At 41.4% G+C, this 26,493-nt stretch carries 20 protein-coding genes and 1 tRNA gene; 3 read left to right on the top strand and 18 right to left on the bottom strand.

The features are described 5' to 3' along the window. Positions 1 to 409 precede the first annotated feature (409 nt). The 6 genes from GLIP_RS13030 to GLIP_RS13055 form a co-directional block, all read right to left on the bottom strand. A tRNA-Arg gene (locus tag GLIP_RS13030) sits at positions 410 to 486 on the bottom strand. A gap of 168 nt (positions 487 to 654) precedes the next feature. Next, positions 655 to 1,353 (bottom strand): DUF6445 family protein, encoded by a 699-nt coding sequence (locus GLIP_RS13035; protein WP_008845110.1) that lies wholly within the window; start codon positions 1,351 to 1,353, stop codon positions 655 to 657. Positions 1,354 to 1,366: 13 nt separating this feature from the next. Then, a complete protein-coding gene (locus GLIP_RS13040; protein ID WP_008845111.1) occupies positions 1,367 to 2,929 on the bottom strand; it encodes a tryptophan halogenase family protein in 1,563 nt (520 codons plus the stop codon). A 54-nt stretch (positions 2,930 to 2,983) separates the two neighbouring features. Continuing rightward, positions 2,984 to 4,486: a tryptophan halogenase family protein gene (locus GLIP_RS13045; RefSeq protein ID WP_008845112.1), complete on the bottom strand. Its 1,503-nt coding sequence runs from the start codon at positions 4,484 to 4,486 to the stop codon at positions 2,984 to 2,986. Beyond that, positions 4,483 to 5,199: a SapC family protein gene (locus GLIP_RS13050; protein ID WP_008845113.1), complete on the bottom strand. Its 717-nt coding sequence runs from the start codon at positions 5,197 to 5,199 to the stop codon at positions 4,483 to 4,485. The genes GLIP_RS13045 and GLIP_RS13050 overlap by 4 nt, the downstream gene beginning before the upstream one ends. Before the next feature lie 86 nt (positions 5,200 to 5,285). Then, complete coding sequence (locus GLIP_RS13055; protein WP_008845114.1) at positions 5,286 to 8,417, bottom strand: TonB-dependent receptor; 3,132 nt, start codon at positions 8,415 to 8,417, stop codon at positions 5,286 to 5,288. Positions 8,418 to 8,905: 488 nt separating this feature from the next. Here GLIP_RS13055 and GLIP_RS13060 point away from each other — a divergent pair, with 488 nt between their 5' ends. From GLIP_RS13060 to GLIP_RS13070, 3 genes are read left to right on the top strand one after another with little or no spacing between them, the layout of a single operon-like run. Then, entirely contained in the window at positions 8,906 to 10,246 is a 1,341-nt protein-coding gene (locus tag GLIP_RS13060) for a GH1 family beta-glucosidase (RefSeq protein WP_008845115.1), read from the top strand. A gap of 46 nt (positions 10,247 to 10,292) precedes the next feature. Then, on the top strand, positions 10,293 to 11,834 hold the full coding sequence (locus tag GLIP_RS13065) for an MFS transporter (RefSeq protein WP_008845116.1): 1,542 nt from the start codon (positions 10,293 to 10,295) through the stop codon (positions 11,832 to 11,834). A gap of 46 nt (positions 11,835 to 11,880) precedes the next feature. Next, positions 11,881 to 12,879, top strand: a complete 999-nt coding sequence (locus tag GLIP_RS13070) for a LacI family DNA-binding transcriptional regulator (RefSeq protein ID WP_008845117.1) — start codon at positions 11,881 to 11,883, stop codon at positions 12,877 to 12,879. Positions 12,880 to 13,086: 207 nt separating this feature from the next. On the opposite strand, the gene GLIP_RS13075 is transcribed toward GLIP_RS13070, so the two are convergent. From GLIP_RS13075 to GLIP_RS13130, 12 genes are all read right to left on the bottom strand, one after another. Next, positions 13,087 to 13,671, bottom strand: a complete 585-nt coding sequence (locus tag GLIP_RS13075; protein WP_008845118.1) for a TetR/AcrR family transcriptional regulator — start codon at positions 13,669 to 13,671, stop codon at positions 13,087 to 13,089. Positions 13,672 to 13,952: 281 nt separating this feature from the next. Next, complete coding sequence (locus tag GLIP_RS13080; RefSeq protein ID WP_008845119.1) at positions 13,953 to 15,125, bottom strand: heme biosynthesis HemY N-terminal domain-containing protein; 1,173 nt, start codon at positions 15,123 to 15,125, stop codon at positions 13,953 to 13,955. Continuing rightward, on the bottom strand, positions 15,122 to 16,309 hold the full coding sequence (locus GLIP_RS13085; RefSeq protein WP_008845120.1) for a uroporphyrinogen-III C-methyltransferase: 1,188 nt from the start codon (positions 16,307 to 16,309) through the stop codon (positions 15,122 to 15,124). The genes GLIP_RS13080 and GLIP_RS13085 overlap by 4 nt, the downstream gene beginning before the upstream one ends. After that, positions 16,310 to 17,044, bottom strand: coding sequence for a uroporphyrinogen-III synthase (locus GLIP_RS13090; protein WP_008845121.1), 735 nt, complete (start codon positions 17,042 to 17,044; stop codon positions 16,310 to 16,312). A 5-nt stretch (positions 17,045 to 17,049) separates the two neighbouring features. Next, on the bottom strand, positions 17,050 to 17,976 hold the full coding sequence (gene hemC / locus GLIP_RS13095) for a hydroxymethylbilane synthase (protein WP_008845122.1): 927 nt from the start codon (positions 17,974 to 17,976) through the stop codon (positions 17,050 to 17,052). A 122-nt stretch (positions 17,977 to 18,098) separates the two neighbouring features. Further along, entirely contained in the window at positions 18,099 to 18,545 is a 447-nt protein-coding gene (locus GLIP_RS13100; RefSeq protein WP_008845123.1) for a YHS domain-containing (seleno)protein, read from the bottom strand. A 95-nt stretch (positions 18,546 to 18,640) separates the two neighbouring features. Then, a complete protein-coding gene (locus GLIP_RS13105; protein ID WP_040522933.1) occupies positions 18,641 to 19,837 on the bottom strand; it encodes a M14 family metallopeptidase in 1,197 nt (398 codons plus the stop codon). A 4-nt stretch (positions 19,838 to 19,841) separates the two neighbouring features. Beyond that, positions 19,842 to 20,708: an SGNH/GDSL hydrolase family protein gene (locus tag GLIP_RS13110; protein ID WP_008845125.1), complete on the bottom strand. Its 867-nt coding sequence runs from the start codon at positions 20,706 to 20,708 to the stop codon at positions 19,842 to 19,844. 14 nt (positions 20,709 to 20,722) lie between these two features. Then, positions 20,723 to 22,204 carry an SLC13 family permease gene (locus GLIP_RS13115; RefSeq protein ID WP_008845126.1) on the bottom strand — a complete coding sequence of 494 codons (1,482 nt, stop codon included), beginning with the start codon at positions 22,202 to 22,204 and terminating at the stop codon, positions 20,723 to 20,725. Positions 22,205 to 22,266: 62 nt separating this feature from the next. Next, a complete protein-coding gene (locus GLIP_RS13120) occupies positions 22,267 to 25,263 on the bottom strand; it encodes a TonB-dependent receptor domain-containing protein (RefSeq protein WP_008845127.1) in 2,997 nt (998 codons plus the stop codon). Between the two features lie 177 nt (positions 25,264 to 25,440). Beyond that, the gene (locus tag GLIP_RS13125) at positions 25,441 to 25,812 is read right to left on the bottom strand and encodes a FecR/PupR family sigma factor regulator (protein WP_008845128.1); all 372 of its coding nucleotides are present in this window, start codon (positions 25,810 to 25,812) and stop codon (positions 25,441 to 25,443) included. Next, entirely contained in the window at positions 25,809 to 26,402 is a 594-nt protein-coding gene (locus tag GLIP_RS13130) for an RNA polymerase sigma factor (protein ID WP_008845129.1), read from the bottom strand. The genes GLIP_RS13125 and GLIP_RS13130 overlap by 4 nt, the downstream gene beginning before the upstream one ends. Positions 26,403 to 26,493: the final 91 nt, after the last annotated feature.

Genomic DNA, 26,493 nt, shown 5'->3' on the forward strand with positions numbered 1-26,493 from the left:
AGTTAATGGGGTGTCTTGGACTTTATACCGATACTTGATTGGCGGAATATAATCATTTTCAATTGCTTCACAGCCACAGTAATAACAAATGTTAAAGTCTACAGAATCAATAGCTAACAGTTGTTTATACTCTTCTTCAAATTCCATAATAACTCCTTTTATTTAAATAAAGTCCCTTATTGGAAGTTACAATGTAAGTTGTTTGGTGTCTAGCAAACTATTGGAAGTCCAATTATTGGATAGTTTTAAAACGTATGGAGGGTACTTTATTGAATTGGAAGTATCTTAGTTTAGGTTGCTCTTTAATTAAATTAGTGTGGTTACAAAATAGAGTTTTTTTATTTTTGGTCACAACCTGGTCACAGAAATTTTTAGTTAGTGAACACTACAATGAAAAGGCCTTTAAAAATGGCGCACCCGAGAGGATTCGAACCTCTGACCTCTGCCTCCGGAGGGCAGCGCTCTATCCAGCTGAGCTACGGGTGCATATGCATTGGATATGATTGGGTGCATGATTCTAATGAATTATGGCGCTTTTTCCACTGTTATTTCCGGCGCTGGGTTAAAAAGTCGTAATTGTTGTCTTTCCTAAGCGGTCGTTGTGCGAGTTGCTTTGCCAAAATTGATAGAACTTAGCTAAAACGTGGTCTGCTTTTAGGTGAAGTGAATGAACATATTGGCGGTTAATCGGCCGCTTTGGGGGCTGTCGCTTATATCTATTTCGTCATTTATTAAGCCTGAGTGCAGTATGTTGCCGGGATAAAAAACCAGCCTATTGGGATTATAATCCACGCTGTGGATCAATTCATATTCGCTGTTTGTTTGGTTAACATATCCAACATTTTCTTCGCTATTGTTTGTGGTGCTTCCTTTGATTAATTCAATATAATTATTTTTTCGATCTTTGGTGATGCACTCATAGCCTGTGGGTTTGTGCCGAAAGAAACCTGTTCCGCCGTGCGGGTTAGGATTCAGGTAATGGATCATGGCAAAGTACCAGGGTTCATCGCTGTCGAAATGCGGTTTCATTTGTAATGGATGCAGGTTGCTTGCTGGTATGGAAACCAGAGAGTAATAGGCGCCTAATGGTCTTAATTGTTTGCTTTTAGGGATCGCGTAAATTTTGTTAATTGGCTCAGCCAAAGCACGTAATATTTGCAGTACATAGTCTTTCGGCAAAATAGCCCGTACTCCGGGATACATGGATGAGTTAATGATTCTAAAGTTCGTTGTGTTTACAGCGGTATCAATCAATTCGCTGTAGTTAATTAAAATATTATCCACAATCAGAACTGGCGTTTTTTCAATGCCTATGAATTGAATGTCAATTTCTGCGTTTGGATTGATTTGCATTGTTTGTCGTAATTTACACTTTCTGCATTCCGTATTGCATAATTTTTTTGATCAAGTCTCGGTTTGTTGGGAGTGCTTTGATGTAACGTTGGGTGAGTTGGGCCGACTCTCGCATATATTGATTCGCTTTTTCGATTTTATCTGCTTTTAATCCACTTGCTGGCGGATTGGTTTTAAAGCCCATGCCATATAAAACATACTGCCAGCTGGCTTCAGGGAACATCTCTTCGCGAAGCGGGAAGTCATATTTGTTGGGAATTTGGGTTTTCCACAATGCCAGTGATTCGTTCAATGTATCAGACCAGGTTTTGCGGTCACAATGATCGAGCCAATATTGTGAATCAGTGCGTTTTGTCAGAACGTAATGGAGCTTAAGAAAGTCTACGATGGTGTCCCAATAATACTGTAACCGTGTGTTAAATCGTTTAGCAATGACGTCCATGACTTGGCGGTTAGCGGGTAGATCATTCACTAGCATACTAGCCGATTGTTCGACTAACACTAATGCTGACGCTTCCAGTGGCTCTAGAAATCCTGCCGATAAACCTATGCCAACACAATTGCGATGCCAAAACGTTTTTCTGTGGCCGGGATCGAAACTAATTTTACGGCAACTAAGATTTTTTTCAGTTTCCGCGTCAACACTAGCTCTGACATACTCTCGCAAGGCATTTTCAGCTGAATCATCGTCCATGTAGTCGCTCGCAAATACGATACCGACTCCTTTACGAGTGGGCAGTCCAATATCCCAAATCCACCCTGCAGAGTGGGCAGTAGAGATGGTATGTGAGGCAATCGGAGCTTCTTCGTTAGGATAGGGCACATGCATGGCTATCGCAGTGTCGTTAAAAAACGTTTCTTTTTTGCTAATAAATGGAATATTGAAATGTTGACCCAAAAGCAGTGAGGTCAGTCCGCTACAATCAACAAATAGATCTCCTTCTATTTCACCGTGTTGTTGTGTCATTAACCCTTTAATATCGCCCTGCTCGGTAGAAGTAACGTCGATTACATGGTCAACGATGTGGTTAACCTGCAATTTTTGCGTGCAATGTTTGTGAAGCAAAATGCCAAGCTTCACTGCATCAAGATGATAAGCATAGTTGGCCACCGAGGCATATTCGGGAGTGGTGATTTGTTTAGGCGCTAAGCCTCTTTCACAAATATGGCTTTGACAACACACCGCGTCTGCAAACGACATCCCATGATTTTGCTGAAGCCAGGGTGAGACTAAGTCGCTGTCATTAAACCCATGAGGCAAGACCAACGGATGATAATAAAAGTCGTCTTCTGCACCTGTCACCCATTTGGCAAATTTGGCCCCTTGCTTAAATGCGGCATCGCATTCGCGAAACAATTCAGTTTCGCTGATCCCAATGCGTTGTAAGGTGTTTCGCATTGACGGCCAAGTACCTTCACCAACGCCAATAGTAGGTACGTTTGCTGACTCAATTAAAGTCACTTTTATACCTTGGTTCGATGAAGTGTTGTGCTCTGCTGCAATTAACCCCGCAGTAAGCCAACCTGCTGAGCCACCGCCCAAAATAACGATATTCTGAATAGGATCAGCGCCCATTAATCGCTCCTAAATTTGGCTGAGAAGGTTAGCGTAAACATCACTTTCATTAGCTCACATTGGTTTTGCTTTACAGTAGTGGTCTATAAAATTCTGATGGCTCGGCATTTGTGCCACTTCCTGATTAACTTTCGCTTTTAGACCTTCTAAAAATCGCTCTAATTCTACCGTTTCCATCATATCCACAATGGGGTGATAGGTTTCTGGCATAATATGCTGCCCTAACATTACCTGACTCCAAGAATCGGTGCGAAATAGTTCTTTTTCGGTCAATGGAATTGTGCCGGTGTCGCGAAATAACTGGATACGATGGGCAAGCTCAGCGGGAATTTCCATGTTTTTACAGTAGCGCCAAAACGCGCTGTCACTTCGCTCAGTGGCGTGATAATGCAGTATGATGAAATTGCGTACCCGGTCCATCTCTTCTATCGATTGTTTATTAAATTCATCAATATAAGATTGTTTTATCTCTTGTTGAGGGAACAACTTCAGTAGCCGTAATATCGATGACATCGCCAGATGAATGCTGGTGGATTCGACAGGCTCTAAAAATCCGGCTGAAAGACCAATTGCAATACAGTTTTTGTTCCATACTTTGGTGCGTCTGCCAGTGGCGTATTTAAATGCGCGAGGCTCGGTAATCGGCTTACCTTCTAAGTTTGCTAACAAGGTCGATAGAGCTTCATCATCCGACACAAATCGGCTGCTATAAACCATACCGTTGCCCACTCTGTGTTGCAGTGGAATACGCCATTGCCAGCCAAACTTGTGTGCAATTGCTTGTGTATACGGGCGAGGAGGGCCTACTTTTTCGGTTTGAATGGCTACCGCTGAGTCGCAGGGGAGATAATGGCCATAAGGTTTATAACTGGTATTTAATGCACCATGAATTAGACGACCGCTAAATCCAGTGCAGTCAATAAATAAATCACCTTCTACTTTACTACCATCTTGCATATCGAGACTATCGATATTGCCATTTATCTCGTTGGTATTAACATTGGTGATGATACCTTCAATATGTTTAACGCCATTGCCGATTGCCAAGCGTTTCAGAAATTCGGCGTATAAACCGGCATCTAAGTGATACGCATATTGAACGCCTGAGCTGTCACCGCCCATGGCTTTACCTTGTTTTGCTGCAATGAGTTCACGACAATATGCGCCAATAAGATCATTGTTTAAGCCTTTTTTGCGACCGGCTAACCAAAAATGTTGAAAGTCACATGCCCAGCAATCTTTTCCATTTACCCCAAATGAATGAATGTAAGAATCGCCTTCGTTTCCCCAGTTATTAAATTCAATTCCCAACTTAAAGGTGGCTTGAATTTCACTCATTAATTGTCGTTCATTGATCCCTAATAAGCGATGAAAAGTGCGTAAAGGCGGAATCGTTGCCTCGCCTACACCAATTCGACCAATCGCCTCAGACTCAATAATGCTGACATCGAGTTGTTTACCTAGCACCTTACCTAGTGCGGCCGCTGCTAGCCAACCCGAGGTGCCGCCACCGGCGACAATGACGCGTTTGCGTGCAGGTGTGGTGTTTGTATTCATGACGCTTGTGCTTGTTTGAATTTAATAAGCTTGTTCACATTGTTCAGTGAACCTGAAATGTAGTAAGCCGCGGACAGAAAGCCCTGACTATTTAATTTTTCTAATTCGCTACTTGTGAGAGCTAACAGCTTTTCCTCTGCAATAGTATAAGCACCGCTAAAATTCACTTCTTCACCGTTGTGAAGATTAATATTAAGAGTCAGGGGTTCGATTAGATTGAGCTCATTAAAAGTGTTAATCATAGCAATGAGCGTGGCATTGTTTTCATGCATTTGATACAGGATGTCATTCACGGTTTGTAAGTAATCACTTTGCTCTTTTCCATCTACAAACAGACACTCCTTACCCTTCTCATCCACTCTAGGATCATCCATATCAATAGATATGATAGGCGTTTTCTTTTTGTCTTCGGATTTAAAACCAATTAAAAAAGGACCTTTGCGAAAAGCCATTGGTACGTAGTCGGCTTGCCATTGATTATTTTTCGTTAGGTAAAGGTTTTCATGTTCCGTAAACCCCAATAATGCGTTGATAAATAAACGTCCGGTTTCAGGGTGCTTTCTAAACAAAATGGGATATTCTCGCTGCACTTCGCGTAATTCAGAGGGCATTACCATTACCGCTCCTTTGTTATGTCCTAGGGCATCAGCAAAGTCGCTATTGATTCTAATATTACTATGTTGGTGTGGATTTAACGCTTGTATATTGGCCATTAATTTACATCTGTTGAAATGTGTAATACTAGCCTAGAAAAAAAATACCGCTCAGACAAGCGGCATTTTTATGCTAGGTAACGTAACTAGAACGTATATCGTGTTGATAATGCGTATCTAGCGCCGTAGATTTCTAAGCTACGGAATTGACTCTTACTGCGTCCAAAGCGGCGAATATCTTCTTCAAAGATATTAATTCCCTCTAAAGACACACTCCAGTCTTCAGTAATGTTGTAACCGATAGAGAAGTCTACTTGTTGATAGGCCTCTGTAAATTCCGGTTCATTACCGCCCACATTGGCACTGTTTAAGAATTCATCGCGCCAGTTATAGGTTATCCGAGCTTGAAGGTCATTATTCTCGTAAATAAACACTAAGTTGGCTGAATCACTCAATCCGGTTAACGCGAACTGAGCAGCTCCGCTGGTGTCAGCAACATCATAAGAAACTGAACCGCTCACCAAAGTGACGTTGGCCTGAATACCAAAACCGGTCTCACCAAAGAAGTGTTGTGCTGCAATTTCCCAACCAGAGATTCTTGCATCATTAGCATTAACCGGAGTTGATGCATCTAACACAGACAAAGGATCAGAACTCAGTGCAACAATATCCACGCCATTTTCCCAACCATTTGCGCCTTCATAAGGTGCAGAATCGAAATCTGCGCCACATAAATTAACATCGACATTTGGGTTGGCGATACAGCCACCGGCACCATCATCTAATGACGCGACCATACGGAATAAATTCTGCTGATTAACGTCTAACCCTCGCGCTTCTAACTCAGCAATCGCTGCCTGAGCCCGCGGTCCGTTAGAAGGATCGCGTGTGGTATCCGCGATGGTTTCTACTTCTTCGGTACCAATAAAGTTAGGCACACGTTTATCAAAGAAACCTACCGATAAATAGCTCGCTTCGCCGTAGTACCATTCAACCGAGAAATCTAAGTTGTTAGACTCAATCGGCATTAAACCCACATTACCATTGGTTGCTGTACCGTTACTTGCGCCTAAAATTGTCGGCCCACCAATCGGTCCGCCAATTCCTGATACACCGTGTTGCAATACGGAATAGTCTGCTCTGGCTATGGTTTTGCTCCACGACATCTTGGCAACAATATCTTCAGTTAACCCCAAAGATAAGCTTACGCTTGGCAAAATGTGATCATAATCAGCTTCTTTATAAATGAGAGGGGCATTAGATGCATCTCCACCTTGCACCAAGAAGTCATTATCGCCTTGCCATAGTATTTCTGGTTGAGCGACTTGTGCTGTCGATGCCACTTCGGTTTTTTCGTAACGTACACCGGCTATCAAATCGAATGTAATGTCTTCGGTTTCGCCAGAATAATTAAACTGGGTATACAAAGAGGTTATCTTTTCTTCAATTAAACGATTTGTACTGTCGACTGGATTGGGTGCCCAATCAAGTCCGATATTACTTGATAATAACTGGCCCAACGCATTTGCGTCGCCAATGTATGAAGTAGGTCCAAAGGTGACAAACTCACCGCCTGCTTCACCGCCATAGGCACTTTCAAAGAATGAACGTGCTCCAGGACTCATCTCTGAAGAGTAACCATCAAACAATGATGCAAAGTTGAGTACATCAACCATATTTTCTGGGATATCACCCGGATTTGACGCCCCCCAGTTCCCTTCTAGCACAGTCTGGTCAAATGAACTGCGGTTTGTGTATTCCATGTCACGTGATTCAATTCCGAAGTCAATGGAAGCTTCGTCGGTCAAATTGTAGTTAAGGTCGAGTCGCATCTGAGTCATGTCTGATTCAGTACGGTCATACCAAATTTGACGTACTGTAGAACTCAAATCGCCTTTATCTATTTGACCGGGAACATTACCACCAATGTCGTCGTATTCGTCCCAAACCCCTACAAGTAACGGTAAATCACCTGAGTTATCGATACCTTGAACTGATGTACCTTGACCACCAATGCCCACGTTATAGAAGTTACCCGGACCATCGCCGCCAGGCCCTGCTTTAGCTGTACTGTTATGCGCATCAAATACGACAGTCAGATCGTCAGACACCTGCCATTCAAAGTTTAAGCCTAGTGAATCGAGTTTATTTTCTACATGGCCACCTTGCACACCAAAATTCACATCGCGTGGATCGTAATTTGGTGAGTTTTCCGTTAACCAATAAAGCGGTGTTGCCACTTCTGTATTGCCATCAAACTCTACTGCTGAAGTGGGGAAAGCACCACCACCAAACCATAAAGACAATTCATTTCGGTTCGATCTAATATCTTGTTTTGCATAGGTATAATCTAATGTGAGTTCCATATTATCATTGGGGCGGAACTGCAAAGTAACCTGAGCGTTTTGACGTTCACGTTCAAAATCAAAATGATTGTATCTTAGACCGGGCGTGAAGTTGGTTTGTGTACCTATGGTGGGTGCATTTGTGATCACCACATCGTCGGTCGTGCCATTGGGGATAAAATCTGCACCTGTATAAGCGCCAGAATAATCATTCCAACCATTTGTGAATGCACCTGTCCGGCCATTATCGCGGCGCTGGTGTGACGCAGAAATTGACGCACCAAACATGTCATCAGACCAACTGGCGAAGCCTGATAGTTCTGGTGTGATATCACTACCTACGCGATTAGTAGTATCGTGAAGTGCTTTAGCGCCTATTGATGCGCTAAAACCATCATTTTGGAACGGCTTGCGAGTTTGCAAGTCTACTGTTGCACCAATCCCACCAGAGGCAATATTCGCTTTACCAGATTTGTAAATGGTTGCACCTGAAACACCTTCAGATGCAATATTACTCATATCGAATGAACGACTACTGTTTAATCCTCCGGCTTCATTAACCTGTGCTGCCGGCATAGTTCGGCCGTTTAACGTTACTTGGTTAAACTCTGGACCGAAACCTCGCACGGTAACTTGGAAACCTTCACCGTTACGGCGGTCGATGGAAACCCCTGTAACTCGTTGTAAGGACTCTGCCAAATTACTGTCTGGAAATTTACCAATGTCTTCTGCGGTGATGGCATCAACAATGCCAACAGATTCGCGCTTTATGTCCATTGATTTGACCATACTTCCACGGATACCCTTCACCAGAATGACTTCAGTGTCATCTGTGAGAGCTGCGTCTTGCGCAATCGCTGGCAAGGTTACCGAACCTAAAATTAGCGATAAGCTAGTAGCAAGCTGTGTTCTTATAAAGTTTTTATGCTTCACATTAGTTCTCTCTTATTATCTCTCTAGCAATTTAAATTGTGTGTTAAGTGAGACAGCGTTTTCCGAGTATGACAAAAGACCGTTTGAGAAACCGCTTTCTTAAAGGTAATTTATAGTTTGCTGGTCGTCAAATAAAATTTACAAATATTTCACAAATGTTGCTAATTTATTCTCCAATTCAATTTATCTCAATTTCGTCAAAAACCTTTTACTGACTGACTTTTCCGTTAATAACGCTGTTTAATAACGGGTTTTTTATACTTTAAATTATTTTTTAGGATTCGTGCTTTATTAAATGTTAAAAGTATGTTTTTCGTAAGTGGCTTTAAAGTGGATGTTAAAATTATTAAGAAAGCGCTTTCTTAAATGTGGTTTCGCGTGCTATACATATAAGTGATTTCTGTAAAATGAGTTCAGTCAAATCGAATTTTGTCATTCGTTTTTTGGAATGGATATTAAATTGAAAACCTAACTTACAAGATATAATCATGAAAAAATTTAACTTACCTGCTGTATCAAAAATGCGCAAAAAAGACTTTTTATATGGCGTCGCTACAGCTTCTTTTCAGATTGAGGGGGCTTATGAATCTAGGCTACCTTGTATTTGGGATACCTTTTGTGCCACTCCTGGAAAAATTCAAGATTCGTCAGACGGTAAGATAGCCTGTGATCACGTCAATCGTTGGCGTGAAGATATTGATCTCATTGAAAGCTTAGGAGTTGATGCTTACCGATTCTCGGTTTCATGGCCAAGAGTGATTAAGCAAGATGGCAATCTAAATTTAGAAGGTGTGAGCTTCTATTTGAATTTATTAGATGAATTGAATCGACGTAACATAAAACCCTTTGTCACTTTGTATCATTGGGATTTGCCGCAACACCTTGAGGACCAAGGAGGATGGCTAAACCGCGACACAGCATATCAATATCAGTTATATGTTGACCTTATCACGCAAGCATTTGGTTCCCGAGTGTATTCTTATGCAACCTTTAACGAACCTTTTTGCTCCGCGTTTTTAGGTTATGAGGTTGGCGTTCATGCGCCAGGTAAAGCGAGTAAAGAGTTTGGACGCAAAGCCGCGCATCACATTTTATTGGCCCATGGTTTAGGCATGCAAATGCTCTGTAAAAACAGTCCTGATAGCCTAAACGGTATAGTGCTGAATTTTACACCTTGTTATCCAGTTTCCGAAAACGCTGCCGATGTGCAGGCTGCAGACTTGGCCGATCAGTATATAAATCAATGGTATATCAAGCCAATAATGGACAAAGCCTACCCCGACATTTTGGCAAAATTACCCGAATCTCAACGGCCGGAAATTATGCCTGGCGACTTAGACATTATTGGTCAACCAATCGATTTTATAGGGGTTAATTTTTATACCAGACTCACTTATTCCGCGCCTACCAAAAATGACGAATTCTATACAGAGCATGCTCACTTAGAACCCAAAACCGATATTGGCTGGGAGATATATCCACAAGCTTTTACTGATGTTTTGGTTAGACTAAATCATCTTTATTCGCTTCCGCCTATCTACATTACTGAAAATGGTGCAGCAATGGCAGATAAAATAGAGGATGGTGAAATACGCGATCTCGATCGTATCGCCTATTATGATGCGCACCTTAATGCGGTTAATAATGCGATTGTGGCAGGTGTGAATATTCAAGGCTATTTTGCATGGAGCCTAATGGACAACTTTGAGTGGGCTGAAGGCTATCTGAAACGTTTTGGTTTAGTATATGTTGATTATGCAACTCAACAACGAACAGTTAAACATAGTGGTTTGGCATACAAAGCGTTGTTGGCAGACCGCCAAGTTTAGTTGTTGAATTCATGAAACATTATTTGTAAACAAGGACTTGTTCCCTATGTCTAAACTACCCCTATATGAAAAAGTTGGATATGCCATGGGAGATGCTGCGGCTAATCTAGTATGGCGTGGCGCACTTGCATATCTCGCAGTGTTTTACACTGACACCTTTGGGTTAGCAGCATCGGCAGCTGCTATCTTGTTTCTAGTTGTACGTTTATCCGACGGTGTTACCGATATTATTATGGGTATGATTGCTGATCGGACTAACACGTCATGGGGAAAATTTCGTCCTTGGATTCTTTGGTCCACGCCATTTCTTTGCGTTTTTATGGTGTTGTGTTTCACCACTCCTGATTTTAATGATACCGGAAAGTTAATATACGCCTACGTAACCTACATTGGATTAACGTTAGCCTACACAATGAATAACGTACCTTATTCCGCATTAATGGGGGTGATGACCGCAAATGATAAGGAGCGCACTAGCTTGTCAGGTTTCCGCTTTGCAGGCGCGTTTTTAGGTGGTCTGCTGGTGATGGGGTTCTTACCAACCTTGGTAAAATATTTCGGTGAAGGCAACGATGCTATTGGCTATCAGTACACAATGTACGTCTTTGCTGCGCTACTTTGCGTGTTAATGCTAATTACTGTCTTTACCACCAAGGAAAGAGTTATTCCCGTTCAGCAATCGTCAAATGGGTTGGCAGTTGAGCTACGAGATTTAATGACACATTTACCTTTTTTATTAGCCCCCTTAATTAGCATTACTGCTTTCTTTTATTATCGAAATCTAATTAGCGGAATTATATTTGTTTTGGTTTTTGCTGTCATAGGCGTCTTAATAAAGAGGTTGATTAAAGATGACAACAAGGAAGTCACAGGCTCTAAAAGAGACATGCTTGACCTTATCACCAACAAGCCTTGGTTGATTCTATTGGGAATGGGATTCTTAACCATGATGTTTAATGGCATCAAATACGGCGTTATTGCTTACTATTTTAAATACTATATTGGTGATGCATTGCTTGTAGGACAGTATTTTATAGGTCTTTTAGTGGTCTCTATTTTAGGTGCTTTGTGCACAAGTTTTTTAGCGAATAAATTTGGTCGCAGGAATTTATTTATTATAGCGATGGTACTCAGCAGCTTAATTACATGCGGCTTCTATTGGATCCCCGAAAAAGACGTTTCTATGGTCTTTGTATTAGGTTGTAGCGCCGAGTTTTTTGCAGCCATGATGCCTACACTATTTTTCTCAATGTTGGGCGATTCCGCGGATTATTCGGAGTGGCGTAATGGCAGACGAGCTACTGGGTTAATATATTCCGCAGGAACTTTTGTACAAAAAACCGGAGGTGGTTTTGCAGGAGCATTGGTGCTAGTGGTTTTAGCTAAATATGGTTATGATGGCATGGATTTAAGTACAATCAACGCAGCTTTGCCCGGTATGAAGCAACTCATGAGCTTTATTCCTGCTGCGTTCGGATTTGCAGGCGCAATTTTGATGGTTTTTTATCCATTAACTGAAAAGCTGCAACAACAAATATTAGAAGAACTCACAGAACGTCGCAATGCACCTATTTTAAGCACTGTATAAGTGATGGTTGAGTAATTAAGTAGAAACTTGATTTAAGAGCGAAGTAATGGCAACAATTTATGAAGTGGCGAAGTTAGCAGGTGTTTCGGTATCTACGGTTTCCCGCGTATTAAACGGTCGTTCGACAGTTAATCAACAACTCAAAGCAAAAGTTGATAACGCCATATCGCTACTTTCATATAGCCCGAATTCGGTGGCTAGATCACTTGCATCTAGCCGTTCAAACAGTGTTGGCATTCTTGTTTCTGAAATAAATAGTCACTTCTTTTGTAACATGTTAACTGCGGTTGAATTAACGTTGCGGCAAGCCAATAAACACTCGATTATTACCGTAGGTCACAACGATTTAGAGCAAGAACAAGAAGGGGTAGACTTCCTGATTGGACGCAATTGTGATGCATTAATATTGCATGTTGAAGCACTGACAGATGATATGCTGAGAAAAGTAAATCGTGACAATACTCCTATCGCATTAATTAATAGAGTCGTTCCGGGCATGGAAGAAGCCTGTATCAGTCTGGATAACGAATTAGGTGGTTATTTAGGTACCCGCCACCTTATAGAATCCGGTCATACTAAAATTGCTTATATCGCAGGTCCAACTTCAAAAGTTGATGCAAACCAACGACTCGCAGGCCACAAACGAGCGCTAAAAGAAGCTGGGCTAAAGATTGATCAAAACCTATTTTATCAAGGGAACTATTTGGAGTCAGACGGTGTTGACGGATTAACTGAATTGTTGAAAGACAATAAGGAGTTTACCGCCTTAGTTTGCGCCAATGACTGGATGGCGTCTGGTGCAATAACCTGTGCTCGCGATATGGGGCTAGATTTGCCAAAAGATCTTTCTATCATCGGCTACGATAACGACTTACTTGCGCATCTTCTTTATCCGCAGCTGACTACGCTACATAACCCTATCTACGACATGGGTGAAATGGCAGCAAAGTACATCCTAAATACCGTTTACAAAGAAAGTAACCCCATAAAAAACCTGTTCGGCCCAGAGCTCATAACACGAAACTCTGTTAGTCCATTGCCCTAAAATAGATTCTACGCCTTATCAAAATGGTATGACTGGTTTAGGCTTTTTCTAAAACATGTAAGTGTGTACTAACTTACTAGAATCAACAAAAATTCCTATATCAAACTAATTACAAACTCGTAAAAAATGATCTCTAAAAAAATGCATTAGGCGAAGTTGACCTTATCCAGTAATTTAATTTAATTTGAGGAATACAAACTAAAACAATCAGCACTCAAACGCGGTGCAGAAAAATTCTAATGTGGTGTAAAGTTTGTCTTCGTCAGTTTCAGATTTTACCGAAAGTGCGATTCCTCGCATCAGAGTCATTAATACATCTGCTAGTTCTTCTGCACTTTCTGAACCTAATTCATGCAGTCGATTTTTGAGACATAACTGGATTGCTATTTGGTAGTTTTCTATTTCTGAGAGTAACGATTTATTTCGACAAAAAGTGTTACCTTGTAATATGAGACATCCACACTTTTGATTGTCATTGAGGTAAAATTCCAAGCTCATTTCTAAGCATTGTCTGAACATTTCACTAGAGTTGTTTGAAGCCTTGAGCACCGTTTCAAGATTTCCGAAAAACTTTGATTTGTAGAGCGCAATAGCTTGTGAAAAAAGCGTCTGTTTATTTCCATAGGTTGCGTATAACGATGTGGGGGTAGCAGCTAAATTACGACAAAGTTCTGCCACAGACACATTTTCAAATCCGTACTTTTGAAACAGCGTCAGTGCTTTCTCTAAGCCATTATCAGCATCGAGTTTTCGTGGTCGTCCTCGGGTCTGTTTATTTTTTGTATCATTCATTACAAATATCGTGCTCTAAGCCTATACTTTTATTGTATTAAACGATACATAAACAGTAAAAGCAAGTCGTGTGGCTATTTGTTGTATTTTTACTATGATTTACTTTGGGACGAGTATTTGATTTTTTGGTGTTTAATGTAGTCATCGATACAAAATATATACTAGTTTGAAAAGTTTTTAATGTAGTGAGTGTTACAAATATAAATTCGAAGAGCAAAAATTCTACTTTTTGGTGTTTTGTAAGGTACTAAAAAAAGATTTTATGAGCGGTAATGAACCGCTCATGACTCATTCAAGACGGTTTTCTTGTAGAGCTCTAAGGCGTGAATATTGTCTTTTTGGGCTTCTTTTATTTGTGCGAGTAACAGCACATCTCGACGTTCATTGGCGAGTTTAATTGCTCTAGAAAGTGCTTTTTCGGCGAGTAAATAATCCCCAGAATTATATGCAAGTTGACCCAACGTAGATAACAATTCAACGTTAGAATCGTCCTTTTTAATCCAACTTTCCAGTTGCTTAATAGCACCATTTGTTTGTGTATTTTTAAGCTGTCTATATAAAGTATAGAGCACTGGAACAGGACCACTTTTTTGGCCGTTTACTAAAATAGTTTGCGCTTCTTCATACATTTTTTGATCTATCAATTGCTGAGAATAAGCCGCAATTTGACCTGGTTCTTTACGCACGCCTCTTGGTAAAGATTGCCATTTTTCCTTTAATTTTAGTGCACCTTCTTTACTTGCTATTTCAGCAAACTCACCTTTCGATGCTTTTAATAACCAGTAGTCGTATTCATCTCCAAGTGGCTTTTTCCACTTTTTAACGTTCTCTCTTAATATCGAATACTTACCCGTTTGGTCTAATGCTCTGGCCCAAATTTTAATGATGTCAGGATCATTTTTAATTTTATCTGACGAATCACTTATGTGTGTAAGCACTTGCTCACATTTGTTTTCGATCATTAAATCACGTAATAGACACAAATTAGCGGCTAACGCGGTTTTGTCTTTTTCTGCTGCTTCATACCAAAGTTCACGTGCTTCTAACTTATGATTTAGTTGCGCTTCTACTTCAGCTAGGGCGAGTAAATTTATGCCGTCAAAATCTTCACGACGAATTTTTTCGAGTGATTTTTTGGCGTCTAAATAGTTACCTTCAGCCAATGAAATCAAGCCGTTCGTGAACGCTTTTTGTTTACGTCTGCTGCTAAATCCAAATAGCCAATCTTGCGAACCGGCTAAAATATCTATTAGCTTTCGAACGACTATTAACGTCAACCAAGCTACAAAAAACAGACTGACGACAAGTACGATAAACCCAAAAATAGACACTTGGTAGGTGCCGCTTTCTAACGCAATTAAAAAGTATCCTTGATAATTTATCAGGGCAGGACCTGCATATAGTCCGACTATAATAAGGCCTACAAGAATTAACAGTAGAATGATCTTTTTCATAGTTCAAACTTCCCGTTTGAAAATGAATCACTCATTCGATCTTCCAAAATATCCTGCAATGGTTTAGCTGAATCGAGTTGTTGAGGATACTTACGAGCAACATTTGTATCTTCCAAATTGCGTAAAGCACCCAATAAGCTCTCGACCTCAGTGGTTTCAAGATCGAAATGTTCGACTAATAAGCCAATCGCCCGTTGCAAACTTTGTTTATATAAAGTGTCTTGCTCTTTCATAATGGCTGTTTGAGCTTGCATTAACGCAAATCTGAGTTGTTCTCTGGCTAACCATTGTTGCTGTTCTGACAACAAGGGTTTTACTGGGCCTTCGTTCGCTTGATACTTAAAGTTGCTTTCGATATACGCCCAAACTCTTGCCATACCGGTTAGTTCTTGAGGCTCGAATCCTTTCACTTCCACTTCAGGTAAAGATAATGGCAGATTACTAACTTGTTGCACCATGCCTGACAATGAAAGAGCTATGGAGGTTAATGACACCTGATTGACTTGTTGTAAATTCTGTATGTCGCTGGCGATAAACTGCCTTACAGGTAATAAAGAAGGGTCGGCTAAATCTTGTAGTCGACTATCTGCGGCTTGCAACATAGCGATTGCAGTACGCACATCGTTTTCTAACCAAAGTTTTCGACCCGACATGCGCACTAGATAGTCTGCTTCGGCAAGCAACCAATCTGCTGGGCGTCGCCCTGATATCTCAGCTAAATTTTTACTGTTTGATTGCGCTTGCATTATAGCTTGCGAGATAAGCTCATTCTGTTTATCAATTGCTTGTTGTTGATCTGATTCTTGTTCCGCCAAAGAACGACGTAACTGGTCGATAGTTTGCGCTTGTGCGGAAATCGCATTTTTTTGCGAAGCGATTTCTGTGTTTTCAGTGTTCTTGTCGTTTTCCCACTGCTGCCAAAACCAATAACCAGCCCCTGCAAGTGCTAATATTAGACACAAATTAATCAATGTGACGAACCACAATAAGCCTGTTTTGGCTTTGTTTTTATACGCAGCAGGCTCTTTAACTGGGGCGCTCTTAGTTTTAGGCGTGATTGGCGGTTTGTCAGATTTTGATTTAGCCTTTGCTGGCTCATCTTTGACCTCGACGTACGACGCATTCTCAATTTCCAAGGCTTTCATTTCCTCTTCCAATGCCGTGATTTTGTCTTTTTCCGTCATTTAGCGCTCCAAAAATTGATTGATTGCGTCTTTTAGTTGCTCGTCTCTTGCACCGGCACTCAAATATACGTGCTGTATACCAAGTTTAGCCGCATAATCGGCTAGACGCTGACTAACCAGAATCCAAGGTGTAGATTTTAACCAATTTTGGTCAAATTTGTCCCATGCAGCTTGGATAATTTCACCACTTGTCGCCACAATACATTGAATATCATGTTGCTGCCAATTATCTGTTTGCGAATAGTTTGAACAAACTAGGCGGTTATATAAATCGATATTTTCTACATTTGCACCACGGCGCTTCAATTCAGCAGGCAACATATCTCTTCCGCCTACGCCTTTTAATAAATAAACTGTCGTGTCAGTTAAATCTTGCAACTGGGGCAATGACAACAAGCCCTCAGAGTTTGCCATGTCAGGTACATATACCTGTGATGTCAATTGAGATAACCGCTCGCCAGTACTGGGGCCAACTGCAAAAACTGACATTTCCTTTGGCCAACTTTCGATGCTATCAATCATAATATCTGCAGCATGAGTACTCACAAATATGCATTTGCATTGACTAAGTTGATTCACATTTTTGCTTAAAATATCTTGTTTAAAATGAACCAGGTTTTGCTGATTAATATCAATTTCAATCAGTCCTATACCCACAGCATTGATGGCGTGTCGCTGCAAATAATCGGTGCTTTGCGCGACTTTTTCTTTTGGTCGAAACAATAGAATTGTCATTCAGATTACACGTAGGCTTCTTTTAGGTAATCATCGGCTCCTTGAGCCAGCAATTTTTCTGCAACTGCAACGCCAAGGGCTTCTGGTTCAGACATATCGCCATATTGTTCGGCTACAATTATTTGCTTTCCGGAAATTGAGCCTACCAAGCCTCGCAAATGCAATTGATTGTCCACTATTTCACAGAAACTACCGATGGGTACCTGACAGCCACCTTGCAACTTAGCATTTAAAGCTCGTTCAGCTACTACACATGTGGCAGTTTCTGGGTGGTTCAACGGCTGTAAAAGCGCAACTAAATCAGCATCGTCGGTACGACACTCAATGCCTACCGCACCTTGTCCTACGGCGGGCAGTGACACTCTGGAACTCATTTCTTGGCGAATTCGGTCTGCCATGCCTAAACGAATTAAACCTGCACAGGCAAGTATAATCGCGTCATATTGCCCATCATCTAATTTAGCTAATCGGGTATTAACGTTGCCGCGCAGATCTTTAATTTTAATGTCGGGGCGATAAGCTTTGAGTTGGACCTGTCGGCGCAGGCTAGATGTGCCCACAACTGCACCTTGCGGAAGGGAAACGATATCTTCGAATTTATTCGAAACAAACGCATCAAATGGATTCTCGCGTTTGCATATAGCGTGCAATCCAAACCCTTGCGGGAATTCGACAGGTACATCTTTCATAGAGTGTACAGCAATGTCGGCTTCGCCTTTTTGCATGGCAACTTCTAATTCTTTAATGAAGAGCCCTTTACCACCAACTTTAGCCAATGGGGTATCTAAAATCACATCGCCCTTGGTGGTCATCGGCACTAATTCCACCTGAATATGGGGATGTGCTTTTTCTAATTCTGCTTTAACAAATTCTGCTTGCCATAGTGCTAGTGCACTTTTACGTGTAGCGATTTTGATTACTGAGCGTGTCATAAACCATCCGTTCAATCATTTGGGACCATTTTAAGGTTTTGCGGCACGGATTGGTACAGGCTAACAGTAAAAAACTGATTAAGTTTGCTGATATACAACCATAAGATAAATAGTGTGTGAGACTATAAATCAACAACAATGGGATATTGTTCATCTGCTTGTTGAATAAACTCAGCGCTATTATTTAACCATTCCCGCTTAATACTATTGCTATAGTTTAGGTAAAGTTTGCCATCTATGATGCTAAACGCGTCTTCATCAATTCCTACCAATCGTCCTTCTGACATGGCAAATGCACAGTAACCACCATACTGAGGCGCGTACTTCTCTGGGTCGGTAATAAACATGTCGCGATGCTGTTCATTGGCAAAGTGCCATTGTGCTCCGCGCCACTTTGTAGTGATGTTTTTATTGCCTTTTACGGCTTTATTTTGTGTGAAATAAGCGACAGTGTCATAACCATAAATAGCATGATTATTAAAAAAGCCAGTTTCGATCGGATCAGAAGCATATACTCCTGTAGTGAAGAGTGTAATGAGAAAAAATAAAAAGTAGCGTACATGTTTCATAGTTGTTCCAGTTTAATAAGTATCAAGTCGGTACTTATTAAACCGGAAATAGCACAAAGTTATTTCATCACGTTTTTATCACAAAATGACTTTTGCTACTTTGTTTCTGCGTTTGGAGCTGTGTAAATAAACGCCTGACTGGGTGTTTTCAACAGTATATCTACTAGTGTGTGAGCACTTACAACGCCTACATGTTCTATCAAGTCACGTTGCGTATTGTCACCTATTTCAAATGTCACAGCCTGAACATGGTAGGTATCTGCAATATATTGTTTGAATACGCCGCGTCCAGGGCTAGTGCCGGGCTTTGGCCGCACCACGAAAGAAGAAAGACTGTGTTCTTTTACCTTTGCCAACCAATTATTAACCAATTCTTGAGGTGCAATATGGTAATCCGTTGGCATAGTGTAAAAAATATCTTGTTGAGTAGAATGGAAATCCAGAGCAAACACTAAACGCTGATCCTCAGTTAAAAGCTGCTCTAGCTTTTGTTGCACAATCTGGGTTTCTTTTTGGGTAAACTTTCCCCAATCACGGTTCAAATCGATACCATTCACATTATGTCGCCAATTGCCCTCTGCTACGCCATCTGGATTGAGATTAGGGATAACCAAAATATTAAAGCGCGAGGCGAAATTCGCATTGTTACTCACTTGTCCAGCGATTTCTTCGACAAAACTCAAAAGCGCCATTGCCCCCGTTACTTCAGGAGGGTGCTGCCGGCCAATAATCAGTATCCATTCTTTATTGTTTGGCTGTTGATAAATTAGGCCATCGATTTTTCTTCCTTGTGAAGATTCACCAATCGAAACTTGCCCGAAACTACTGCTCGCTGATATTTTTTCTATCCAAGTTTGATAATCAGCGTTATCAATAATTTCCTGTGCTGCGACGTAAACTTGGTCGGATACTTCAATATCAAAATTTAACTTTGCGTCCTGTACAGTAAAAGACGTTTCTCGCCACTTATCACCATCATCGCTTATTTTCGGAATATAGCGAGAACGCGCATCGACAGCCGCAACCGTTAACTTTAGTTTCTGTGGCTTACCCGGCTTCTTCAGTTTTACTTTGAACGCGTACCAAGGGCTGCGATTAATCGGCCAGTCCTCTGCATCTGTAGTCAATAAAAAGTGATTTTCTGTTAATTGCTCACAGCTAGAGAGTTTTCCCCCTTCAAAATCAGTCAAAAAACTCACTGCTTTGAATTCACATGTGTTAGCGAAAGAGTAATTACTTACTACCAGTAACAATATCGAAAATAGTAATGTGTTATTTTTTATTTTTTTCATGTGGTCACGTTTTATCTTTGATATCTAAAAATGCACTGGTCACTTGCCAACTTATGGCCTGTAACTGTGCAGCGACTTGTGGCGAAAGTTTACCGTGGAAAATCAGCCCTTCGGGCGACTGTTTGTATAAACTAGCATAAAAAACGCAAGCAGCTAAATAGGTCCCTGCTTCGCTAGGATGCTTCCAAACTTTACGGTACTTTAAAGTCGCGTTTTGTTGATCAAGGTTATTTACACCTAACACATCTGGCACAAATAGTTCGATGTCCGCGAGGCTTTTTTCAGCTTGCGCAAAGGCCAGACCGACGGGGACAACAGGCACATCATGCCGATTTGCTATTTTAATATAGGTATTGGCAAGCTTTTCTGCCATGTCAGGCTCGCCTTTATACCCCCAAGTCATAAACAAAATCGGTTTTATTTCCTTTTCTTTTATCATTGAAATTGCTTTGTCAGTTGCTTTTTCAAATAAGACTTTCTTTTTTGCGTCAATAGGTTCGTTACTGTGACCTTGCAATACCATGGCTTCCCAGTGCTCATCTGGTTTACTTAAGTAATAATTTAGATCGGTTAAATGTTCATATATATGTCCGCCGGAAAGCGTTGATAGTCGCAGACGATTTTTCCCTGCTTGCCAATCACCTGCAGATCGAATCAAGCTGCCTAAATGATTGTGAATACCATTGTTGTAAAAACTAAAACTATTGCCAATAAATAGTATGCGTTTAGGAGAATCAAATTCGGTTATATCTGGCAGATAAATATTATTTAATGCGTCAAATTCAGATTTTGCTTCGGCCGCCAAGGTGACGGGAGCAGTTAATATAAATGCTGTGGCCCATAAAAAGGGCAAAATTAAATTGCTTTTCATCGAATTCACTTTATTCATAAGAAAATTAAAGGTGCAAGCCAGATTGACACAATACTCAGAAGTATTAAGCCAACGATATTCAATACCAAGCCTGCTCTAACCATTTGCGGGATGGTCAATACGCCAGACGCAAACACAATGGCGTTTGGTGGGGTGGCAACAGGTAGCATAAATGCACAACTAGCCGCCAATGTGATAGGAATGCACAGTAGTAAGGGAGAAACCCCCAGTTCTAATGCTACTGCGGCGACGACGGGTAAAAAAGTCGCAGCTGTAGCTACGTTACTGGTCAATTCAGTTAAAAATATAACTAACGCGGTTGCTGCAATAACCAGTGTAAATACACCGAATGCGCCCAACGGCATTAAACTTCCACCTAACCAAGTTGCCAAACCGGACGAAGATACTGCGGCAGCAAGACTTAAACCGCCGCCAAATAATATCAACACACCCCATGGAAGCCGGTTTACATCATGCCAAATCATCAGTTGTGATTGAATTTTGTCACCGCTGGGCAACAAAAACAGTAATAACGCGGCAGTCATGACAATGCCGGTATCTGTGAGGAAATCAATCCCGAAAAGTGAGGAAACAGGTCGTCTAATTATCCAAAACAATACGACCAATGAAAATACAATTGCGACGCGCTTTTCGGCGCTGGTCATTGGGCCAAGATTCTTGCGCAGCTCGTTTAGGTGCTCGTGAATCACAGGATTTTCAGGGATATCAATCTTAAAACTCCAGCGAGTCAATGACCACCAGGCTAAGGGGAGCATCAGTAACATAACTGGCACACCTAGTGCCATCCAACTAGCAAACGTCAATTTAATCCCATAATTTTCAGCTAAAAAAGCAGCTAAAAGCGCGTTAGGGGGAGTACCAACTAACGTCGCTAATCCGCCAATCGTGGCCGCGTAAGCCAATCCTAATAACATTGCCACTTGGAAAGACTTAGTCTGTTGTTTACTTAAATGTGGATTGTGCTCTGCAATGGCATGGGTTACTGATAATGCGATGGGCATCAACATCATGGTGGTAGAGGTATTTGTCATCCACATTGACAATAGCGCTGCCACTATCATAAACCCACCAATTAAGTGACAGCCATCAGTGCCGGTGTACGACAAAATCACCAGTGCAATGCGCTTGTGCAAGTTCCAACGCTCAACCGCGAGGGCTAAAATAAACGCACCCATAAACAAATAAATAATCGGATTTGCATAAGCGGAGGTAGCTTCAGACAATGAAGTTATATCTAAAAAAGGAAAGGTGACGATTGGTAAAAAAGCGGTCACCGGTACAGGAACAGCTTCTGTCGCCCACCATACTGCCATCCAAATTCCTACAGCAGCTACGCGCCAGGCTGTGGGGTCCATTGTGGTTTGAGTGGTTCCTAGTAGCATCATTAGAACGAATAAACCTGGACCAGCCAATAAACCTACATTTTGATATTTGCCACGTTGCTGATCGGTTATATCCGGTAAGCTATTACTCATATTACTGCCTTAACATAGAGAAAGTTGTAGGTGGGCAAGCCTGCCCACCGATTAGACGTGATTTAAAGTTTTGTTCTGAAGTCCACGTAGAAACTGCGGCCGTAGTCACTATGAGCATCGGAAAAATATCCGAAGTATCTGTCAGCCAGAGGGGCTCTTTCATCAGTAAGATTACGAATACCAAATCGTAAGCGTGTTTCTATATCCTGATAATCGAAGGTGTAATCAAACGTGGCATTAAACGTTGTCATAGCAGGAATTTCATAACGTGTTCCGTCATCTAACGTTAAAGAACTTTGGTAAAAGCTACCAATTCTGTTTCCGCTCAACGACGCGCCAAAGTCACCTTCACGCCATGAAAGACGCATAGAATGACGTTGTTTTTGATTTCCATCCTGACCAATTAAATCTGCGAATCCAGAAACTGGGTAACTAGCAGGAATTAATCCACTTTGTTGGGCCTCCACTAATCGTGCTGCATCACCACCGGCTTGTTGTTCAAACTCATCGATGAATGAACCGTTGTAACTGAATTTGAAGCGTCCAACTTCTGTATCCACATTGTAATAAAAACCGACATCAAATCCGGATAAATTACGGTCGTCTAAATTAGCATATTGATCATCTATAAATTGAATGTCGCCTGCCGGACATATGCCAGCCGCCTCATATACTGGGGTTTGGTTACTATCCGCGTCCTGACGAGAAACAGCTGAATTGAATTGCCCTGAACCACAATTTGCGGTGCCGTTTTCAAGACGTAATAGCAAATCTAATAAAGTATGATTTTCTTCACCGTACAATCCAATCGTGTTTTCTTTTTGGATCGACCAATAATCAAGGGTAAAAGTAATTTCATCAGTTGGCGTTAATACGATACCTACTGACGTATTGGTTGATTCTTCTGGCTTGAGATTGTCGCTACCTTGGGCAATACGTTGTACCGAGTTGGTGCAATCAAGGATGTCTTGATCAGGATCACCGCCATTTTCAGCAGCATACAGACAGGTGTAATCCGTGCGAGTATTGTTTCTTGCCACAATGCTTTCATTAATTGTAATCAAGTTAGGTGCACGAAATGCTTCAGACCAAGATCCGCGTACCAACACTTCATCAAGTGGACGCCAACCAAAAGCAACTTTGCCAACTGTAGTATTACCGACATCAGAGAAATCTTCGTAACGCAGAGCGACTTGCGCATTTAGAGTTTCAAAGATAGGTATTTGTACCTCACCAAACAAGGACGATACTTCGCGCTCGCCTGAGCTATCTGGCGTTGGGCTTGAGTTCACGACATCAGATACGTACGGATAAGTGTCACCTTCATAATCCGTAAAAGTAATAGTGCCGTCTAAACGATCGTCTCGATCATCGACAAACGATTCTTCGCGATATTCTAAACCGACTACGAATCCCACAGGTCCAGCGGGTAAGGTGAATATTTCAGGATGAGAAAATTTCACGTCGAAAGTGGTTAGTTCGGTTTCACTTAATCGTACAACGTCGATTAACGCGCGTTCAATGTTTGAGTTAAGTCCACCACTGAACGGATTATAAGCAGCTTCTGTTGAATCAAATAACGCTTCAGAAATGAGGTTGTTTGAGACGCGATTATGGGTGACATCGTCTTTTTCTGCTTTCGAGTACGAGACGGCTGTTTCCCAGTCCCAGTCACCCATTACACCTCTAAATCCTTGTAAAAATCGGAAATTTTTGCCGTCGTTATCAACGATTCGAGGCAGTTCTGCAAACCGATAGTTGTCGATTGTCAGCTCCAAGCCAGAGCAAGGTACATCGGGGATCATTTCATCAGGCAATCTATTCGGTGAGCCACAAGGTCCGAAAGGATTGTAATAGTTTTCTGCGCCCACTCTCAGTTTTGAGGTGGTGAAGGGAGCGGTGGCATGACGACGTAAATTAGTTTCTGATTTATAGAAAGAAAGTTCGGTAAATGCTTCCATGCCATTTTCAAACTCGTGATTGATAAAGGCAAAAAAGTTAAAGCGTTTCAGTTCTGAACTAATATCACGGTCAGCGTTAAGGTTTAAACGGTATGTACCTTGGCCATCCTGTCCGCCACATGTTGTTGCGTTAATCACATATTCGCAACGTTCGTCGCCAATCGGATAAGTTTCAAATTCGCCGGCATTATCGGTAAACATATCGGTGAGTCCGGCTGCCGATGCGCTACTAACCACATCATATTGGCCAAACAGAGAATTTGCAGTGTCATTTCGAAATGCGGTATCACCTTCCCACAAAGAACCCTCGGGAATACGTGAGCGAAAATCTGAATTTGCCCAACGTGGATCATCCTGTGAATTGACTCTGTCTCTAGCATAATAATTCACAAAAGCACTGATATTGGTTCTGCCGTTGTTGAAATCTTTACCCCATTCCACGGTCAGTGTTTGTGTGTCGCGTGGAATATTTTCATACTCTGCCCAGCGGCCTGAAATAGTAAAACCGACAAAATCGGATTTGAGAACGTGATTGACAACGCCGGCAACGGCATCTGCTCCGTAAATCGCAGAAGCACCATCGCGTAACACTTCAACACGGTCTAATCCAACTACCGGGATGGTGTTCACATTGACCGAGTTTACGGGCACAAAACTGCCACCCACTTCTTCAGTTTGGTATGAGGCAGAATTTACTAAACGTCGGCCATTTAACAATACAAGTGTATTACCTGTACCTAAATTACGTAAATTGTATGTACCAATATCACCACGGGCCGCATTGACGCCTCCACCGATATTTTCAGCTTCGTTAAAAAAGTTTTGTCCATTTTCAGGGATGACCTGTAGCAAATCATCAATTGAATCTATACCAAGGGAGCCGATTGCATCCGCATCTAATACAGAAATTGCCAATGCTTCCGCGACTTGACCGCCTTTGATGTGAGTACCTACAACCTGTATTTTTTCAACGTTTTTGGGGTCTTCCGTTTCGGTTTGCTGCGCAGCAACCGGCATGGTCATAAGCGCGGCAATGGTAAATGACAGTAAATTGGGTTTAAAAAAGCGATTTTCGCTGTGGTTTTTTAGTTGTTTCATATGTGTACCTGTTTTTGTGGGGCTTTTATTATTTTTTTCATTCCATCTCAACATCGAAAAAACTCGTTATTGTTTGGATTGTTAACAGATAAACGCACGAACATTAAAAAACCCCTACAGAGGTTTACACTAATTTAACAAAAAATATGAAATGAGGAGAAAAACGAAAGAAGAGGTCTAAACGAAATGTTGAATTATCGGTAATGTCATACCAAAACAAATCAAGCCTATGGTCAGCGAATAAGCCCAGCTTGGTCCAGCTGCGTAGGTTACTGGTTGTGGCTTTTCTTCTGGCTTTTCGGTAGGGAAAGGAATGACCACAGATTTTTCGATAAACTCATGCATACTATTCAAACATGCGGTTTTCGCCCACAGTTCAGACAATTCTAAATAGGCATGCTGATTCTCAGGCGCACTTTGGAGCCATTGGTGAAATGCTATTTGTTGGTCGTCATTTAACTCGTTGCTATCTAAAGACGCAATCCAGTTCGCCGCTTCTAAAAGCGTCGCTTCTGAGACTTCATAACCCGTCCACTGTTCGATACTCAACGTGCATTTACCTTTAATTGCGATTTTTCGACTATATTTAACTCGGCAACATATTTACGACAAAGCATTAAGCCTTTTGCTAAGTGATTTTCTACTGTTTTATTGGAAATACCTAGCATTTTTGCGATTTCAGCGTGGCTTTTAGCGTGTAGTTTTCGTTGCACAAATACTTGGCGACAGATGGGAGGCAATTGGTTAATCGCTTGCAGTAAAATTTCGCGTTCACTTTCTTGCACCAACGTTGATTCTGAGCTCAATGCCTGCGCTTCATCGCTTTCTACCCACATCAAAACACTGTTTTGAATATGTGAACTAACAACCTTCTGATGTCGCAAGTTGCTGATTGCCATATTTTTCGACATAGCAATTAACATCGGTTGCAATGCCAAAAGTTGTTGCAACGGGTTTTGTTTATTTGGGTTTTTACTCACCAACAAATAAATTTTTAAATAGGCTTCTTGCAAAATTTCTTCTGCTTCAGCCACATTTACCATGTTGGCCAGCATATTTAATAGCTGTGGTTTAGTGCGCATCATGAATTCTTTGAGTGCATCATCGAATGCATTTACGCTTGTTTCTTTTATTAGCAAAACCCGTGTTATCCCGATTAAACTTCTGTTCTATTTAAACATATAGCGCGTTGGTGCAGCCTTGGCAAGTCACTTGATCAAGTTGAATTGA

This window comes from Aliiglaciecola lipolytica E3, from assembly GCF_000314975.1.
GTDB classification, from domain to species: Bacteria; Pseudomonadota; Gammaproteobacteria; order Enterobacterales; family Alteromonadaceae; genus Aliiglaciecola; species Aliiglaciecola lipolytica.

Bases quoted from the DNA above. Each gene is read 5' to 3' on its own strand.
- GLIP_RS13065 (WP_008845116.1), top strand. From the start codon at position 10,293: ATGTCTAAACTACCCCTATATGAAAAAGTTGGATATGCCATGGGAGAT.
- GLIP_RS13105 (WP_040522933.1), bottom strand. From the start codon at position 19,837: ATGAAAAAAATAAAAAATAACACATTACTATTTTCGATATTGTTACTG.
- GLIP_RS13100 (WP_008845123.1), bottom strand. From the start codon at position 18,545: ATGAAACATGTACGCTACTTTTTATTTTTTCTCATTACACTCTTCACT.
- hemC (WP_008845122.1), bottom strand. From the start codon at position 17,976: ATGACACGCTCAGTAATCAAAATCGCTACACGTAAAAGTGCACTAGCA.
- GLIP_RS13085 (WP_008845120.1), bottom strand. From the start codon at position 16,309: ATGACGGAAAAAGACAAAATCACGGCATTGGAAGAGGAAATGAAAGCC.
- GLIP_RS13115 (WP_008845126.1), bottom strand. From the start codon at position 22,204: ATGAGTAATAGCTTACCGGATATAACCGATCAGCAACGTGGCAAATAT.
- GLIP_RS13040 (WP_008845111.1), bottom strand. From the start codon at position 2,929: ATGGGCGCTGATCCTATTCAGAATATCGTTATTTTGGGCGGTGGCTCA.
- GLIP_RS13045 (WP_008845112.1), bottom strand. From the start codon at position 4,486: ATGAATACAAACACCACACCTGCACGCAAACGCGTCATTGTCGCCGGT.
- GLIP_RS13060 (WP_008845115.1), top strand. From the start codon at position 8,906: ATGAAAAAATTTAACTTACCTGCTGTATCAAAAATGCGCAAAAAAGAC.
- GLIP_RS13080 (WP_008845119.1), bottom strand. From the start codon at position 15,125: ATGAAAAAGATCATTCTACTGTTAATTCTTGTAGGCCTTATTATAGTC.
- GLIP_RS13110 (WP_008845125.1), bottom strand. From the start codon at position 20,708: ATGAAAAGCAATTTAATTTTGCCCTTTTTATGGGCCACAGCATTTATA.
- GLIP_RS13120 (WP_008845127.1), bottom strand. From the start codon at position 25,263: ATGAAACAACTAAAAAACCACAGCGAAAATCGCTTTTTTAAACCCAAT.
- GLIP_RS13075 (WP_008845118.1), bottom strand. From the start codon at position 13,671: ATGAATGATACAAAAAATAAACAGACCCGAGGACGACCACGAAAACTC.
- GLIP_RS13050 (WP_008845113.1), bottom strand. From the start codon at position 5,199: ATGGCCAATATACAAGCGTTAAATCCACACCAACATAGTAATATTAGA.
- GLIP_RS13090 (WP_008845121.1), bottom strand. From the start codon at position 17,044: ATGACAATTCTATTGTTTCGACCAAAAGAAAAAGTCGCGCAAAGCACC.
- GLIP_RS13035 (WP_008845110.1), bottom strand. From the start codon at position 1,353: ATGCAAATCAATCCAAACGCAGAAATTGACATTCAATTCATAGGCATT.
- GLIP_RS13070 (WP_008845117.1), top strand. From the start codon at position 11,881: ATGGCAACAATTTATGAAGTGGCGAAGTTAGCAGGTGTTTCGGTATCT.